Origin of the sequence: Companilactobacillus suantsaicola (assembly GCF_004745525.1) — a bacterium.
Lineage (GTDB): Bacteria > Bacillota > Bacilli > Lactobacillales > Lactobacillaceae > Companilactobacillus > Companilactobacillus suantsaicola.
This window is the reverse complement of the sequence record NZ_RKLY01000004.1, coordinates 73977-90375: the sequence shown is the minus strand read 5'-3', so window position 1 is coordinate 90375 and position 16399 is coordinate 73977. Positions and strand designations below refer to the sequence as shown.

Here is a 16399-nt window from a genome sequence, read left to right as displayed (position 1 = left end):
ATATAGTTAATACTAACCATAACAATATCTAAGGAGTCTTGATTATGACGACAACTGCAACTACCCTTTCCGAAGCAAGAAAAAATCTAGAAAAACTAACTGATGATGTGGTTGATTATGGTAATCATGTAATCATTACAAAACCTCAGAATCGTAATGTAGTTATCATTTCAGAAGAAGAATTTATATCTTGGCAAGAAACGATGTATCTACTTGGTACAGAAGCTAATCGCAAAAATCTAGACGAATCCTTAAAACAACTTGAAATGAGTAATTTGACAACATTTTCTAAAGAAGAATGGGATAAATTCTAAAAATCTATAAATATTAAAAGCCAATCAGCTCACAATAAAAAATGAGTTGATTGGCTTTATTTTTACTATTCATTTCTAATAGATACGACGATACTTACTAAAATCAGTCCTAAGCCGACAAAAAATCCAACTTTAATTGATTCATTCAAAAATAACCATCCCAATAACGTTCCAACGATTGGTTGAAACAAGAAGAACAATCCTGAAGTTGGGCTGTGAAATAAGACTAAACCTTTATTCCAAAGGAAAAATGCAATTGCAGTAGAAATTATTCCTAAGTATAAAAGACTTAACCAAATATTTACACTGCTCCAGGAGATATTTAATAAGGTTCTCTTTTGTATGAAAATAACAGGTGTTAAACAGACAATAGCAACTAAAGTACCTAAAAAAGTAACCTGAATGATGCTGTACTTTTTATCAATTAATTCAATCAAGACTGACATCAAAGCCCAAGTTAGACCAGCAATCAACAAAAAGAGTACTCCTAGTAGTAAGTTCTTTCCTTCAAAGTGGAAACCGACGATTGATACAACACCCAGTATTGCTAAAGATAAACTGATCCACTTACCTTTGGTTGGTTTTATTTTTAATAATGGCCAACTGAAGATGATCATGAATGCCGGTGTTGCTGTTGTCACAACTGAACCTAATTGTGCTGAGGAAAACATCGTGCCTGTTTCTTGAGCAACGATAGAAATCGTATCACCAATTAATCCAATCAAAAAAATCAGTAGTAAATTTCTTTTATCCCAGTGCCACTGAATCTTTGTGACTAAAGCGATTACCAATAAGGCGATTGAACCAATCAGATATCGTAGCCAAACTAATTGAATTGGTGGAATTTCACTGACGACTGATTTGACGACGACAAACATCCCACCCCAAATACATGCTGCTAATGTTAAATATATGCTACCTATTATTTTATTTTTGTTCAAAATATGAAACCTCCGCTTTATTTACTTAATTAGTTAAGAAATCAGCGGATTCACACCACTGATTAGCGGTATGAAGGTACATCACATTCGAATAATGGTGAATATAACAAGATGAAAGCCTCCCTTTGAGAAAATATAGTTTTAATTATATGTTTGTATTAGTTTAATTACAAATTGGTATCTCACTCACCGAAGCTTTTTAGGGGGTTAAATTTTAATTATGATATCTAGTTTAACCATTAATCATCCAATCGTGAAATTCAGGATATTTTTTAATATCATAATTTCCATTTTCATCGAGAGTGATGGTTTCTTCAGGAGTATGATTTAACAATTGATTCCAATCCAATTTCTTTTTGAAAATCATTTCAGATTCGTTTCGTTTTGATAGTTTACTTGATTCTTGATTTTCTTGCATCTCTTAAATCTTCCCTGAAGGTTAAAGCATCTTTCAATTTAAATTGAGTATATTATAAAAAGTAGTTTCAAAAAAGGTATAGATTAAATCTAGAGAATTCATCCTAATCATGTTTCTATACTATTGAAGACTTATATTCATGTATCTTATGAGATTTTGACAACTAAGTTTCCTGGTAATAAGGTTGATGATTTCTTATTAAGGTTGTCGAAAATACTTAGATCATAATTTGTAAAATACAAAAAGAACCTTTCCAAAAATTAGGAGAGGTTCTTTATTTGTCATAAATTTTTTAATCGTTTCATTAAGTTAGAATGCTTGTCATATAACCTCTTAGCAATTTCAAGGATTTCTGGACGTGCTCGTTCACTATTTGATGATCTATGATTTTCATTTTCAATATTTGATATTTTTCCATCTTCTTTTGAAATTTGTATCATCCCCTCATATGCGCATAGCTTATTTTTTGTTTCTTTTTTCTATTATATTGGCGATTTCCTTTTCAGTTAAAGTCAAATCTACTGGATAAGAATTAGTCTTAGCAATCTGTTTATATAAAAGAGTTATTGCATCTTTTGTAGTCATCCCAAGATTCTTGAGGACTCTTTTGACATCTTTTTGTAGTTTCATATCGACTTGAATAGTAACCTCATCTTCTTTAGCCACAGTCATCGTTCTCCATTTAATATTAATTTCAAATATATAATACCAGCATTTAAAAATGATAACAGCTTTCTGCGATTAATTACTCTAATTTATCAAACGTCTGCTATTAAAAATTCCCTTAATCATCACCAGCACTTAAAATATCAACTAAAAGAAACAATAAAAAGGTGCCATCATAGTAAAAAATTATGATCACTATTTTACATTAGCATTGAAATATCGCTTAGCATACACATCAGTTCGACCAACGAAGCGCTCTTTAAAAAGCTCAACTTTCCTATTTAAGTCAGTATTATTTATTTTCTGCGAATCAAAATAACTAGCTAACTCCAAAAGTGGCATCGAATAGTAATCCTGAGTTCCAACCGTCCGATAGACAGCAATTTTACCTAAATTAGCTTTGCTTTGATCCCTTGCTATGGCGACAAGTTCGTAATCTTGGTTAAAAAGTTTAAAGCGTCTCATTCATTGACCCCAATCACAAATTTTAATCCTGTACTCATTCAGTGCTTATTTAAAACACTCCTAATATATTCAATTATATATTATATCGTTGGGCATCTAAACTAAGCAAAATAACAAAAAGAGCGGAGATAATTTTTATCTTCACTCTTTTTTACTAAATGTCTTCTATTAAAAATACCCTTAATCATCCCCAGCACCTAAAATATCACCTAAAAGAAACATTAAGAAGGTGCCGTCATGAGTAAAAAATTAAGACCGTTATTCTACATAGCCGTTGGTATATTGTTTGCTTTTGAAACTTATTGTCTTTTAACCGATAGTAAATATACCTTATTAATAACTAGTTTGCTGCTTTTTACATTGGCATTGAGTTACTGGTTAGATACTAGAAATTAGAGAAATTCTTTAACGGCTTCCGATAATTTGGTCAAAGGATGCCCTAGAACTCGTTCGAATTCAGAGTTATTAGCCAAATTTTCACCATTACCTTCATTCAAGGTATATTGTTGATAATTTTCGGTTACTCCAATCCAAATTTGAGAAATTCCAGCTAAAATTAGGTCTGGCGTAAATACATCTTTAGAAACCGATTTGATATCTAGCTCCCCATTCATTGCCACTTTAGTTGCTTGGGCAATTTCTTCATAACTTCTTGGAGTATTAGCCAAATTAATGATTTTCTTATCACTTTTCTCGACAATTACTCTAGCTCCAGCATACTCACGTCTTAAAGCAAATGACAACTTACCTTTAGTGGCAAAGTATTCAAATTTATTAGTTTGTTTAGCGTAATCGAATAACGCTTGATTGACTTCCATATACCAACTGTTACGCAAAATAGTATAAGGAATTCCCGAATCTTTGATCCATTGTTCAGTTTGTTTGTGATTGATTTCTAGCCCAAATTTGTCATATCCAGGTTGGTAAATACTAGTATAAGCAATGTATTGAACCCCAGCTTCTTTAGCGGCATCGATAACATTCTTTTGGATATTAGGAATCGGTGAAGAAACAAACAGCAAACGGTCAATTCCTTGTAAAGCTTTCTTCATCGAATCTAAGTCTGCATAATCACCAATTCTAATGTTAATTCCTTTTTCTTTTAAAGCAGCACCTTTATTTTCACTTCTAACTAGTCCATAGAGTTTGGCTTGAGGGATAAATTGTTGAAGATAGTCAAGAGCTCGACTACCATATCCACCATTGGCACCTGTAACTAAAATATTCATCAATGACACACTCCTTTTTAATCTATATCGAGTACTATACAAGCTAAATTTTCATTTGGAACTAGATGAAAGTGATAAACTGTATAAAAACTAGATATAATTGAAATTTCATATAAAAGGAGTTTGTTAAAATGGAATTGAAAAATCAAACTAAATTGCTTTTTGCTCGGGAATTGGAAGAAATGTTAAAGACCATTCCCATGGATAAAATTCGAATCGTCGATTTATGTAAAAGGTGTAATACCATCCCTCAAACCTTCTACTATCATTTTCATGATAAGTACGAATTAGTAGCTTGGACCTTTTTATATGATTTTTCTAAAACTTATGTTAGTCAAGTTCTTGAATATTCCGTTGAAAGTATTGTCGATAACCTAAAGCAGATGAATCAACGGAGAATTTTTTATCAAAAAACTTACACTCAACGCTCACAAAATTCGATTGACCAATACATTCAAAAATTCAATATTCATTCAGCAATAGATGCGATAGAAAAATATTATCAACAGCCTGTTGCTTTTGACCAGCTTTTAGAAATTAAATACCACTCGTACGGGATGATGGGCCTATTTCAAGAATGGATCAATGACAAAAATACTGTTTCTATCGAACAACTAGCTCAATTTCAATTCGATCATACACCAGATTTTTTAAAGATTGCTTATCAAAATTATTCATTTAAGAAAGTATCAAAAAATTTCACTAACGAATCCAATTATCAAGCATGAAGAATTCTTAAATTTTATTGAATAAGACATTTCTAGATTTTGTCCCAATCAACACCATTTGTTATATCAGTTTCACCAGAATCATCAGCAATGGCTTTATGAACTTTATTAAGCGTACCATCATTCATTAAGTAGAGTGTTTCCTGTAATGATCTATAATCTTTAGCACTCATAATAACTGCACTGTCATCTTCCGTTCGTCCATTTATTTCTATAGGAGTAGAATTTTCATTAACTGATTTAATAATTTTATAAAAGTCTTTTCTTGCTTGAGTAGGATTAGTCATTCTTTGCATTACATGATTCCTCCTTATATTTACTTGCATTCTTAGTATACAGGTACGTGTTTAAGTACGCCGAACAACAAACGCTTTTACCATAATTTCTTTTTGAGTTACAATTTCTATATCAATAATAATGAAAGGAAATTTACCTTGGCATTCAAAACACCCTTAGCTGATCAAATGCGTCCTACTAAATTGAACCAAATGGTCGGCCAACAAGAACTCTTAAAATCAGGTCAACCGCTTCGCCAAATAATCGATAAGACTGTCAACATCCCTTTGATTCTCTGGGGACCTCCCGGGACAGGAAAAACTAGTTTGGCGAGAATTATCGCCAAAAAATATAAATATCCCTTCGTTTCATTCAACGCTTCGACTGACAATAAAGCTCAATTAACACAATCGATCGACACCTACCCTTATCAGTCCTTCGTTTTATTAATTGATGAAATTCATCGCATGAACAAGACACTACAAGACTTTCTGCTACCTTATTTAGAAAATGGTCACATCATGTTGATCGGTTCGACGACTGAAAATCCTATCATGTCAATCGTTCCCGCCATCCGTTCAAGATGTCAGATTTTTGAATTTAAACCGCTAGATACTGAAGATATTACCAAAACTTTGAAACGAGCTACTGATGAGATTTTTAAATTAAAAGAGGATCAAATTGAAGATGACTCTCTAAAATTGATTGCTATTTCTTCTGGTGGTGATCTCAGGATTGCCCTAAATATTTTAGAAACGATTCATGCTATCAATCCCGATAAAATAACTGTCAAAGATGTCAAACGATTCGCTAAACAGCAACATTTCAGCTACGACAAGAAAGCCACTAAACATTATGATTATTTGTCGGCTTATTCTGACTCGATGGCCGGCTCTGAAACTGATGCTGCACTGTATTATTTAACTGTCCTTCTCAAGAACAACGATTTGCATTCGGTCGTTAGGAGATTACGAGAAATCCCTTATACTTATATTGGCCTTGCCAATCCACAACAAGCTACCCAAATAGTGATTGCGGCTAATCAAGCGGAAAAAATCGGGATGCCAAAAGCTAAGTATCCGCTGATGTTTGCAACAATGTTGATGTGTCTGTCACCGAAATCGGGTTCCTTTGATGAAACCTGGGAATTGTTAGATAAGGATACCGAGCATCCCAATTTACATCCAATGCCAAAAGGTTTACGGGATGCTCACTACAAACATTCAGAAGAAATAACTGGTGGTGGTTTGTTCAAAAGTCCCTTTGCATCACCATTTCAAATCGCTTCTCAAAACTATATGCCCGAGGGTTTTACTGGTAAGCGTTACTATTACCCTAAAAACAACGATAGTGAGAAGAAGTTTGGTGAACAATACTTAAAATTACATAAATTCATTTATCACGAAGACTACAAAAAATAGTTCACAAAATTCTATGAGCTATTTTTTTGCGTGACACAGATGATTCACGATAATAATTGCTCAAAAAAAAGGCCCTTCAATTTAATGAAGAGTCTTTTCTTAATTTACTTATTCCCAATCGTAGTTCGTTGGGTCATTTAGTCCACGTCCAGTTGCTTTGTCGAGCATGATTCTTTGTTCGAAGTGAGCAACGTTACGTTTTGTAGCTTTGACCATATCAGGGTTAACTGATACATAGTCAATACCACAACGGATCAAGAAGTCTGTGAAGTCTGGATATTCTGATGGAGCTTGTCCACAAATTGAAACTGTCTTGCCATCTTTGTGAGCTGTCTTGATCAAGTGGTTGATTGCACGTTTAACAGCTAAGTTACGTTCGTCGAATAGATGAGCAACAGTATCATTGTTTCTATCACAACCAAGAATCAACATAGCTAAGTCGTTTGATCCAATTGAGTAACCATCAACGTATTGATTGAATTGATCAGCCAAGATGATATTTGTTGGAATTTCTGCCATCATGTAAATCTTGAAGTCAGCTCCACGAACCAGGCCTTCTCCTCTAATGATGTCAGTAACTTTCTTAGCTTCATCAACTGTTCTAACGAATGGAATCATGATGTTCAAGTTCTTGAGTCCAAGCTCGTTACGAACTTTCTTAACAGCTCCTAATTCTAGTTTGAAGGCTTCAATGTATTTAGGATCGTAGTAACGTGATGCACCACGCCAACCTAATAGGTCAGCTGGTTCATGTGGTTCATACTTCTCTCCACCTTTGAGGTTACGATATTCACTTGACTTGAAGTCTGAGAGACGTAGAACAACTGGTCTAGGTGCCATTGCACGAGCAACTTTAGCAATACCATCAGCCAACATGTTGACAACTTTTTCTGGATGGCCTTGTTCGATCAAGTATAGTGGATGTTCATGAATGAAGGTTGTCCATAGGAATTCTTCTCTCATTAGTCCAATACCATCAGCTGGTAAGGTTGAGTACTTGTCAGCAAGATCAGGATCACCCAAGTTCATCATGACACGTGTTGCTGTTGGAGCAAATGTTTCAGCAGCTACTACGTTTGCTTGAGCTTTTTCGTCATTCTTCTTCAAAATACTGTCAACTTTACCTCTGTATACAGTACCATTTGTAGCATCAACAGTAACTACATCACCAGTCTTCAATTCGTCAGTAGCAGCAGCACCTCTACTCTTAGTACCAACAATACATGGAATCTGCATTTCTCTAGAAACGATAGCAGCGTGGCAAGTCATACCACCATTGTTAGTAACAATAGCAGCAGCTTTCTTCATAGCAGGAACCCAATCTGGAGAAGTCATTAATGTTACAAGAACTTCACCTGTCTTGAATTGGTCGATGTCATCAGGACTATCAATAACGTGAACAACGCTACTTGTTAGACCTGGGCTGGCTGGTAATCCGCGAACAGCAACTTCTGCATCTGCTTCTGCTACCACATTCTCATCCCCTGCATTCTTCTTTTCGTTCTTCTTTTGTGACCATACGGTTTCTGGACGAGCTTGGACGATCCAAAGTTTATTAGTGTTCTTATCCAAGGCAAATTCCATATCCATATAGCAACCATAGTGACGTTCAATTTCCTTAGCATAGCCAGCTAATTCAATAACTTGTTCGTCAGTAATAACTTGTTTGTCTTGTAATTCTTCAGGAACAGCCTCTTCAACAGTTCCTCCATCTTCAACTCTTTCCAATTGAATTGTTTGTTTAACAATTGTCTTGTCGTTAATCTTCATTGATTGTTTGTCAACTACAAAGTGGTTAGGTGTAACTTTACCTAAAACAATATACTCACCTAAACCATAAATTGAGTCGATCACAATCTTTGAAGGGTCTCCGTTAGCAACGTTAACAGAGAACATAATACCTGAAGCTTTGGAGAATACCATCATTTGAACTGCGGCTGATAGAGCAACTTTTTCATGTGGGAAGTGTTGCTTGTGTCTGTAGTAAGTAGCTCTATCAGTAAATAGTGAAGAATAACATTGTTGTACACGGTTAACAACATCTGCAGCCCCACTGATGTTTAGATATGATTCTTGTTGTCCAGCAAATGATGCATTTGGCAAATCTTCAGCCGTAGCTGATGATCTGATAGCAACGAATGGATCTTTTTGACCCATCTTTTCTGCTAAGTCAGCATAGCCTTTTTCAATGTCCTGTGCCAAATCATCTGGCATCTTTGCTCCAACAATCAAATTTCTAATCTTTTCGCAAGTTGCATGTAATTCATCTGAGTTTTCGTAGTCTTTGATACCCTCAAGCAATGCATTAACCTTGTCGTTCAATCCTGTCTGGTCCATAAAGTACTGATATGCACGTGCGGTTGTTGCAAAGCCATAAGGCACCGGTACATTCATCGAAGATGTCATTTCACCAAGTGATGAAGATTTACCTCCTACTAGATTGACATCCTTGCGGTGTAATTCATCAAACCATAGAACATTAGCAGTATCACGACTACTCATAAATATTACCTCCCTTTAAATTTTGCCTTGAATCTCTTCAAAACTATGATGTAACCGTTTTCAAATTACAATTTTATTATAGTTCACTTTGTAACAAAATGTTACCCCATTTTCTGTTTTTCTTATATTTTTTTATGATTATTTTTGACTGTTTGAATTGGTCTAATTATACTGCAATCCTTATATTTAGCTGATTGCTCATGATTGTAAATGATTGGTATTGATTGAGACAAAAAATATTTTTTGTTTCTTGCAAATTAATTGTTTCACAATATGGAATTTTTTTTGATCATTTGTATCAATCTTTTCTTCAAAAAATTGCCGTATCATCTGATTATCTTAAGGCAATACTCTCTTCTTCGTCTTGTAAGCACAAATCAGAAGTGATTTATCGATTTAGAGAAAACGACAACTGTCTAATGATGATTTGATTGAATAGTTAGCTATATTATGGTTTAAACTGTCTCAATTCCGCATATATCTGAGAGACGCATTCTATGAATCACTTGTGTATAGTTGGTGGTTTAGAAAATGAACTCGACCGTAGAATTAACATTTGGGAAAATGACCTTTTTATTGCCGAAACAGGGGTTATTTGTAATAAATAGCCCCTATAAAACATTGACGTAGCAAGCCAAAAAAATTACAATTAATAACAAAGGTCTATTTATCTAGTATTCTAAATAATAACCCCCACATTAAAGAAGCCTATTAAACCGCTATTTTAAGTAATTAACCTCTAAAATCATCATTAATTGTTCTGAATGGAGAAAAAATGAAACAACTAGTTTTACCAATTAAAGACAGTAACATTTTAAGTGAAGTTCAAGATACGTTGTTACGAAATTTTAAATATGGTCGCAGAAATTATACAATCTTTCAAACCGGCAAAGCTACCCTACTTCGGGTCTCTGATGTTTTAGCTTTGAAATATGACGATGTTTTTGATGACTATGACGAATTAAAGAAAACGGCTTTTATTCATGATAAAAAAACCGGAAAGCCCAATACTTTATACTTGAAACCGATCACTCGTGATTTATTGATTTATCAAAAATGGCTATTAGAGAATAAAGTGAATTCTGAGTGGTTATTCCCATCAATGCAACGACCAGAGCGACACATAACAGAAAAGCAGTTTTATAAAGTGATGGCTAAGACTGGTGATTTGTTGAATATTAATTATCTGGGAACACATACGATGAGAAAAACTGGGGCTTATCGTGTTTATGTTCAATCAAACTACAATATTGGTTTAGTGATGCGTTTATTGAATCATAGCAGTCAACAAATGACACTAGCCTATTTGGGTTTGGATCAAGAATCACGTGAAGCGATATTAGATCAAATAGATTTCGGCTAGTATTTTTAATTTTTAACCAAATCAAAAAGCAAACCAAAATATTTCTTCTTTGGTTTGCTTTTTTTAATTTTATTAATTAGATTTTCTAATGCTGAATCCTGTTTTACACAATTAATAAGTTTGCATTTATCAAGGTTACATAACATAAATTAAAACAAGTTGCTTCAAATTTAAATTTCCAATCAGCAATTAAATTATGATTTTTGCTATTGTTTTAGGATTTACGAATATATTCCTTTATTTTAAAACCTTATTTGTTAAATCAAATCAAACTTTTGGAAATGTTCCTTCAAGTAATCGAGGGTTAAACTATTTGAATTTTTGACAAGTTCCATTGGTTCGCCGGCCGCCATTAATTTACCACCATTAGCTCCGCCTTTTGGACCGAGGTCAATCAGATAGTCAGCGTTGGTCATTAAATCAAGATCGTGCGTAATGATGATAATTGTTGCTCCTTGAGACTTCAATTTGTTCATGACCCCGAGCAATGTTTGAACGTCAATTGGGTGCAGTCCAACCGATGGTTCATCAAAGACAAACATGGTCTTGTTTTGCTTTCCGGTCAAGTGATTGACTAACTTTAAACGTTGAGCTTCCCCACCAGATAATTCCGGAGTGCTTTCTCCTAAATGCAAATAGTTAAGACCAATTTCATCCAACAATTTTAATTGCTTTTCAATTTTCGGAACTGATTCGAAGACTTTCAAGGCATCCTTCACTGACAAATTCAATAAGTCTACGATTGAATACCCGTGCCAACGAATCTGTTGAATCTCGTCTTTAAAACGATTGCCGTGACAGTATGGGCAAACTTCAACCATATCGGGCAAATATTGAATGTCTAAAGAAATTTTTCCAATTCCACCACAGTGCTCACAAGCTCCCTGTTTACTGTTGTATGAGAAATAAGAAATCGTATATTTCTTAGCTTTTGATTCCGGTAAATCAGCAAACATCCTTCTTAGATTATCCATAATCGTCGTATAAGTTGCTAAACTTGAGCGGGTATTCTTCCCAACTGGTTTAGCATCGATGCTGACGACGTGGCTCAATTTGGTATCTAATTGCTTTATTTGTTTTGGCAAATGTTGTTTCTTTTCTTTAGCCTCAATAGCTGGAACTAAACTGTCTAAAATCAAACTAGTTTTCCCAGCACCAGAAAAGCCAGTTACTGCAGTAATCTTGTTGCCTGGTATCGAAGCAGAAATATTGTGTAGATTAAAGTAATCATCAACTTCAAAGTTTGTCGTTAGTTTTTCGGAATTTTTAATTGAAGAAACTTTTTCATGCATGATATTAGTTTGACCGGAAATGAAAGGTCCAATCAACGAATTTTTGTCATGGGTTAGTTCTTCGGGTGTTCCTTGGGCAATAATATTTCCTCCAGCATCACCAGAACCTGGACCAATTTCAATTACCCAATCGGCGGCACTGATAATATCGACTTCGTGGTCAACTACGACCAGTGAATTTCCTTGAGCAATTAATTTTCGAAAAATATTGATTAATCCTTTAACATTATCGGGATGTAATCCAATTGATGGTTCGTCTAAAACATAGAGTACTCCAGTTGTCTCTGTTCGAAGTGTCTTGGCTAACTGGATTCGTTGCAATTCACCAGTCGACAAAGTGTTTCCATTTCTGGACAAAGTTAAATAATCTAAGCCTAAATCTAATAGCGGCTGCAAAGTTTCTCGAAGATTTTTAAATAAAACTCGGGCCATAGCCTGCATTTCATCAGGAAGCTCTGCTTTAGTCTGCTTTTCCCAACCTTCCAATTTACCTAATGTTAAATCAGAAACTTCAGCGATATTTTTTTGACCAACAATTTGCGTTAACAATTCAGGATTCAAGCGAGTTCCATGACAAGTTGGACAAACTGAGAAATGGAAAAATTCATTGATCTTTTTGATTGAACGTTCACTCTTCACAGTCTTCAGTGACTCATAAACAGCTTCATAAGCATTCTCATAAAGAGTTTTATCAGTATGGAAAACGCGTCCCGTTGAAGTTCGAAAATCAACTGAATACTGCTTTTTCTCACCATGTAAGACGATATCTTTTTCTTTATCAGTTAAATCTTTATATGGAACATCAGTCCGGACGCCTAAAGTGGCTGCCACAGTGGGCATAAAATTTCTACCTGGTAAATGCCAAGAAGCAACCGCACCTTCGTCGAGAGTCAACGATTCATCCCCGATTAATTTACTTTCATCTAAACTGCGGATTTTACCGGTACCATGACATTGAACACAGGCTCCACCAGAATTAAAGGCAAAATCTTCAGCGGCTTTTGCCATAAATTGAACTCCACAGACTGGACAGGTGATCACACCCATTCGTTCTCCAGGTAAATCCATTGCTTGAGCAATCTTCAAGCTAGGCTCAATTCGATGGCCATTTGGACAAACAGTTGATCCTAAACGTGAGAAAATCAATCTAACGACATTAAAGATTTCACTCATTGAACCAACTGTCGATCTTTCTGAAGGAATTCCCGGACGTTGGCGTAAAGCTATTGCTGAAGGGATGTGTCTGACTTCTTGAACATCTGAACGCTTGCTTTGACTGATACGTCTTCTAGTATAAGTAGATAAAGCTTCCAGATAACGACGGGATCCCTCAGCGTACAAAATTCCCATCGCTAGTGAACTCTTCCCAGATCCTGATGGACCAGAAATCGCAACAAATTTGTTTAAAGGTATATCAACATTGATATTTTTAAGATTGTTGACTTTACCTCCACGGACCTCAATTTTATTATTCATGTAATCCCTCTTATTTATAAGATAATTTAATTGTTTCATTGGTATTTGATAATTGCCTAATTGTATAATTAGTGTAAACTATACAGTTGCGTTACAGTCAAGTAGATTTTTGTCAAAAGGAGTATCTCGATGTTAAAGATTAGTGAAATGGCTAATTTAGCCAATACGACCAGAAGAACATTGATTTTTTACGATGAACAAGGCATTTTTACACCCAATCATCGCAGTGACAACGGTTATCGTTACTATGATTACGACCAACTTTATGACTTATTATTCATTTTGGGATTGCGAAATTTAGACGTTCCCTTGAATGACATAAAGAAAATTCAAAATTCAGCCACTACTTCGGAGACTTTATTGGCTAATACACAGGAAAAAATCAATAAGAAAATCTCTGAATTATTAAGGATTCAAAAAGTCCTTAATCAAAAGGTGAAAAAACATGATTTTATTGACGAACAACATCTTTATGAACCGGCCATAAAAAAATTGTCAAAGCACAGCTTTTGGAATTCAATTAAATCTGTCGGTTGCACTGCCGATGAGGTTGCCCAATTATTTTCTGATTTTTATAAACAATTAGATAATTTAGCAATTATGGAAAATAGTCAATCTGGATTCCTTACTGACTTAACTGTAGATAATCCTAATGAATATCCAAATGCTTCTTTTCAAGTCATTAAGGAAGTCACGGGCAAACAGCAAGTTAATTTACCAATCATCACTAAGCCGGCTGGATACTATGCTTGTATCTTAGTTAGAAATAACCAAGAAGGTATCAATTTTGGATTAACCTCTTTGAAAAAATTCTGCTTCAGTAACGACTTAAAGGTTGATGACAATCTATGGCAAATCAATACCAACAATGAATTTGTTGAAACTGGCGCTTCCAAATATGGTTGGCTTGAATATGGCATTCGTAATTAAAAAAATTAAGTAAAAAAAAACTAGAGAATCATTAAAAAATTCTCTAGTTTTTATATATTAATTTCTAACTAATTGATTTTGTTGAATCCAGGCATTAGTACCGATACGATACATCTTAATCTTAGTAGATGGATTTACCGCACGTCGATCAACGATCCAAGCTGATTTAGCTGGAACTGTCTTACCTGTATAATAACCATTATCATCATAAACTTTTGCATTTGTTGTTGCTGTTACGGTTGTACCTGATAAAAAGCTAGCCCATGGCAAAGCATCTTTGGCTGAAACGAATCCGTTAGTACATACATGATAGTAGAAGTTACCATCAATAATGGCAATGATATCAGAAGCCCATGAAGTATTTGGAGCTAGTGCAAGGTCAACACGCTTGTTACCATTGCGGTCATAAATAACAGTCTTTTGATCTTTAGTTGTAACACCACCACGAACGTCAGCAACTTGATAATTATCGCGAGCTACATAGTCAGCATTTTTACGATTACCATCGGCTAAATCATATTTAGATACATTAGCATAATCATTTTCATTAGTTAAGTAGTAAGCATAAATATCGCTGGCATTGTATTTGCTGTGTGATTCTTGATTATTACCCATTTCTTGTGAGAAATAAATCATGCCGTCGGATCCAACAGAAACACCAATTCCAACGTATTCGATGTACGGATTCAACATGTTCTTACGGTGACCATAATTAGGTTCTGGATCGTATGTCTCACTGTAAAATTCATGAGTGATCTTTTCCGCAATGATAGTTGGATCTGTAGTACCGATCATTGAATATGGCATTTGAGCGATATTTTCTTCAGCATCTAGATAATATGGATACATGTTGGCTGAATTCCAACCAGCATGGTTATCAACACCAGTTTTGGTGAAGCTGTCAGTTCTTGATTGAGCATAGTTGTTCAATTCTGTGACTGAACTCAAGGCGTTTAAGCCATTTTGAGCACGAAGACGATTTAATTCATTTAGCATGGCAGTCTTAACAGCCATAATATCGATATTGCTGTAAGCAGCTTGCGTTTTAGCAGTTGCTGAATTAGTAGATTCGCTTACATGGCTGTCAGAATTATTGCTTGAACTTGATGATGGCTTAACAACTTGGTTGTTTGTATCACTATTAGTATTTGTAGCAGTAGAAACAGTCGTGTCGTTTTTAACATCAGTTGTATTGGTTGAATCAGTCGCATTAGCTTCGTCAGCGTAAACGACATTCCCCCCAAAACTAGTGGCTAGAAGCGCACTTGCGGCTAGTAGTATTGCTACTTTCTTAGTTTTAGAAAACATGATACTCCCCTTTTCCTTGTGAAGATAATGGTTACACCTATTTTAACTCATAAACTCTATTAATAAAACTTTGATTATAATTAATATTTTATAATATTCCGGTAAAATAAAAAAGCCTTACGGCTTTATATTAAGATTTGTCAAAATCTCTAATCCAGGCGATTGCCAAGGCGTCTTTACCCAAATGAGCTCCAATAACTGGTCCAAAATATGATCTGTCTAGTGTCACGTCAGGATATTTTTCTTTCAATTCACTAGCCCATTGATCACCATCAGTTTTATCATCAGCATCAATTACTAGTAATCGTAATGGATAATCTGTACTTGCCATAGCTTTAGCAAGTTTTTCTTCCGCCTTTAACTTAGCCTTTTTCATTGAGCGTACTTTGTCGTAAGCAACAATTTTATGACTTTCATCATCAAACTCTAAGAGTGGTTTAATATTTAGCATAGTCCCAATTACAGCTGAAGTATTTGATAATCTTCCACCTTTTACTAGGTTTTTCAAATCGTTAACGACAAAAGATTCACCAATTGAGTTTCTTAAACTGTCCAAGCGGGCAATGATTTCGTCCAGTGGCTTATTTTCTTGAGCCATTTCAGCTGCGACTTGTGCTAAATAGCCCATTAAGCGTACAGTAATATGTGAATCATAAACGACAACGTTGATGTTATCAATTGTTTGTGCAGCGCTCTTGAGATTGTTTACAAATCCAGAAATAGTACTCGCCAAATGAATCGAAATTACGGTATCATAGCCTTCTTTAGCCAATTTATCGTAAATATTCATCATTTCACCAATTGAAGGTTGTGCTGTGGAAGGTAGTTCAGGCGAATCCTGGAGGAGTTTATAGAATTCTGATGTAGAAATATCTATATCTTCTCGATAAGTTTTCGTATTAAAGACTACTTCTATCGGTACAACTGTTATATTATATTTATCGACTATTTCTTGTGGCAAATAAGATGTACTATCTGTTACAATGGCTATTTTCATAAATTTATCAATTCCTTGTTTGGTTACGTATAATGATTGTATAACCATTAGATTATATCATACTCAATCAAGT

At 34.8% G+C, this 16399-nt stretch carries 16 protein-coding genes; 5 read left to right on the top strand and 11 right to left on the bottom strand.

Features of this window, described 5'->3' with window-relative positions; translation table 11 throughout:
• The first annotated feature begins 44 nt into the window (after positions 1-44).
• A complete protein-coding gene (locus EGT49_RS02590; protein WP_135371405.1) occupies positions 45-314 on the top strand; it encodes a type II toxin-antitoxin system Phd/YefM family antitoxin in 270 nt (89 codons plus the stop codon).
• Positions 315-379: 65 nt separating this feature from the next.
• On the opposite strand, the gene EGT49_RS02585 is transcribed toward EGT49_RS02590, so the two are convergent.
• From EGT49_RS02585 to EGT49_RS02565, 6 genes are all read right to left on the bottom strand, one after another.
• Complete coding sequence (locus EGT49_RS02585; protein WP_135371404.1) at positions 380-1255, bottom strand: DMT family transporter; 876 nt, start codon at positions 1253-1255, stop codon at positions 380-382.
• A 232-nt stretch (positions 1256-1487) separates the two neighbouring features.
• Positions 1488-1673 (bottom strand): AbrB family transcriptional regulator, encoded by a 186-nt coding sequence (locus EGT49_RS02580; protein ID WP_135371403.1) that lies wholly within the window; start codon positions 1671-1673, stop codon positions 1488-1490.
• Positions 1674-1954: 281 nt separating this feature from the next.
• Positions 1955-2113: a hypothetical protein gene (locus tag EGT49_RS12400; protein ID WP_167849727.1), complete on the bottom strand. Its 159-nt coding sequence runs from the start codon at positions 2111-2113 to the stop codon at positions 1955-1957.
• Positions 2114-2132: 19 nt separating this feature from the next.
• A complete protein-coding gene (locus EGT49_RS02575) occupies positions 2133-2339 on the bottom strand; it encodes a type II toxin-antitoxin system RelB/DinJ family antitoxin (RefSeq protein ID WP_167849726.1) in 207 nt (68 codons plus the stop codon).
• Between the two features lie 195 nt (positions 2340-2534).
• On the bottom strand, positions 2535-2804 hold the full coding sequence (locus EGT49_RS02570; RefSeq protein ID WP_135371401.1) for a hypothetical protein: 270 nt from the start codon (positions 2802-2804) through the stop codon (positions 2535-2537).
• A 392-nt stretch (positions 2805-3196) separates the two neighbouring features.
• Positions 3197-4033, bottom strand: coding sequence for an NAD(P)H-binding protein (locus tag EGT49_RS02565; RefSeq protein WP_135371400.1), 837 nt, complete (start codon positions 4031-4033; stop codon positions 3197-3199).
• 131 nt (positions 4034-4164) lie between these two features.
• On the opposite strand from EGT49_RS02565, the gene EGT49_RS02560 reads away from it, so the two are divergent.
• Positions 4165-4761 (top strand): TetR/AcrR family transcriptional regulator C-terminal domain-containing protein, encoded by a 597-nt coding sequence (locus EGT49_RS02560; RefSeq protein WP_135371399.1) that lies wholly within the window; start codon positions 4165-4167, stop codon positions 4759-4761.
• Between the two features lie 32 nt (positions 4762-4793).
• Here the strand turns inward: EGT49_RS02560 and EGT49_RS02555 are convergent, their stop codons facing one another.
• Entirely contained in the window at positions 4794-5057 is a 264-nt protein-coding gene (locus EGT49_RS02555) for a type II toxin-antitoxin system Phd/YefM family antitoxin (RefSeq protein WP_162256560.1), read from the bottom strand.
• Positions 5058-5195: 138 nt separating this feature from the next.
• On the opposite strand from EGT49_RS02555, the gene EGT49_RS02550 reads away from it, so the two are divergent.
• Entirely contained in the window at positions 5196-6458 is a 1263-nt protein-coding gene (locus EGT49_RS02550) for a replication-associated recombination protein A (protein ID WP_135371397.1), read from the top strand.
• A gap of 108 nt (positions 6459-6566) precedes the next feature.
• Here EGT49_RS02550 and ppsA read toward each other — a convergent pair whose 3' ends face one another.
• Positions 6567-8960 carry a phosphoenolpyruvate synthase gene (gene ppsA, locus EGT49_RS02545; RefSeq protein ID WP_135371396.1) on the bottom strand — a complete coding sequence of 798 codons (2394 nt, stop codon included), beginning with the start codon at positions 8958-8960 and terminating at the stop codon, positions 6567-6569.
• 775 nt (positions 8961-9735) lie between these two features.
• Between ppsA and EGT49_RS02540 the strand changes: the two genes are divergently transcribed.
• Positions 9736-10323 carry a site-specific integrase gene (locus EGT49_RS02540; RefSeq protein ID WP_135371395.1) on the top strand — a complete coding sequence of 196 codons (588 nt, stop codon included), beginning with the start codon at positions 9736-9738 and terminating at the stop codon, positions 10321-10323.
• 257 nt (positions 10324-10580) lie between these two features.
• Here EGT49_RS02540 and EGT49_RS02535 read toward each other — a convergent pair whose 3' ends face one another.
• On the bottom strand, positions 10581-13091 hold the full coding sequence (locus tag EGT49_RS02535; protein WP_135371394.1) for an excinuclease ABC subunit UvrA: 2511 nt from the start codon (positions 13089-13091) through the stop codon (positions 10581-10583).
• Positions 13092-13220: 129 nt separating this feature from the next.
• Between EGT49_RS02535 and EGT49_RS02530 the strand changes: the two genes are divergently transcribed.
• Entirely contained in the window at positions 13221-14021 is an 801-nt protein-coding gene (locus EGT49_RS02530; protein ID WP_135371393.1) for a MerR family transcriptional regulator, read from the top strand.
• A gap of 57 nt (positions 14022-14078) precedes the next feature.
• Here the strand turns inward: EGT49_RS02530 and EGT49_RS02525 are convergent, their stop codons facing one another.
• Both EGT49_RS02525 and EGT49_RS02520 read right to left on the bottom strand, forming a co-directional pair.
• Positions 14079-15329 carry a CAP domain-containing protein gene (locus tag EGT49_RS02525; RefSeq protein ID WP_135371392.1) on the bottom strand — a complete coding sequence of 417 codons (1251 nt, stop codon included), beginning with the start codon at positions 15327-15329 and terminating at the stop codon, positions 14079-14081.
• Positions 15330-15459: 130 nt separating this feature from the next.
• Positions 15460-16326, bottom strand: a complete 867-nt coding sequence (locus EGT49_RS02520; RefSeq protein WP_135371391.1) for a DegV family protein — start codon at positions 16324-16326, stop codon at positions 15460-15462.
• Positions 16327-16399 lie beyond the last annotated feature (73 nt).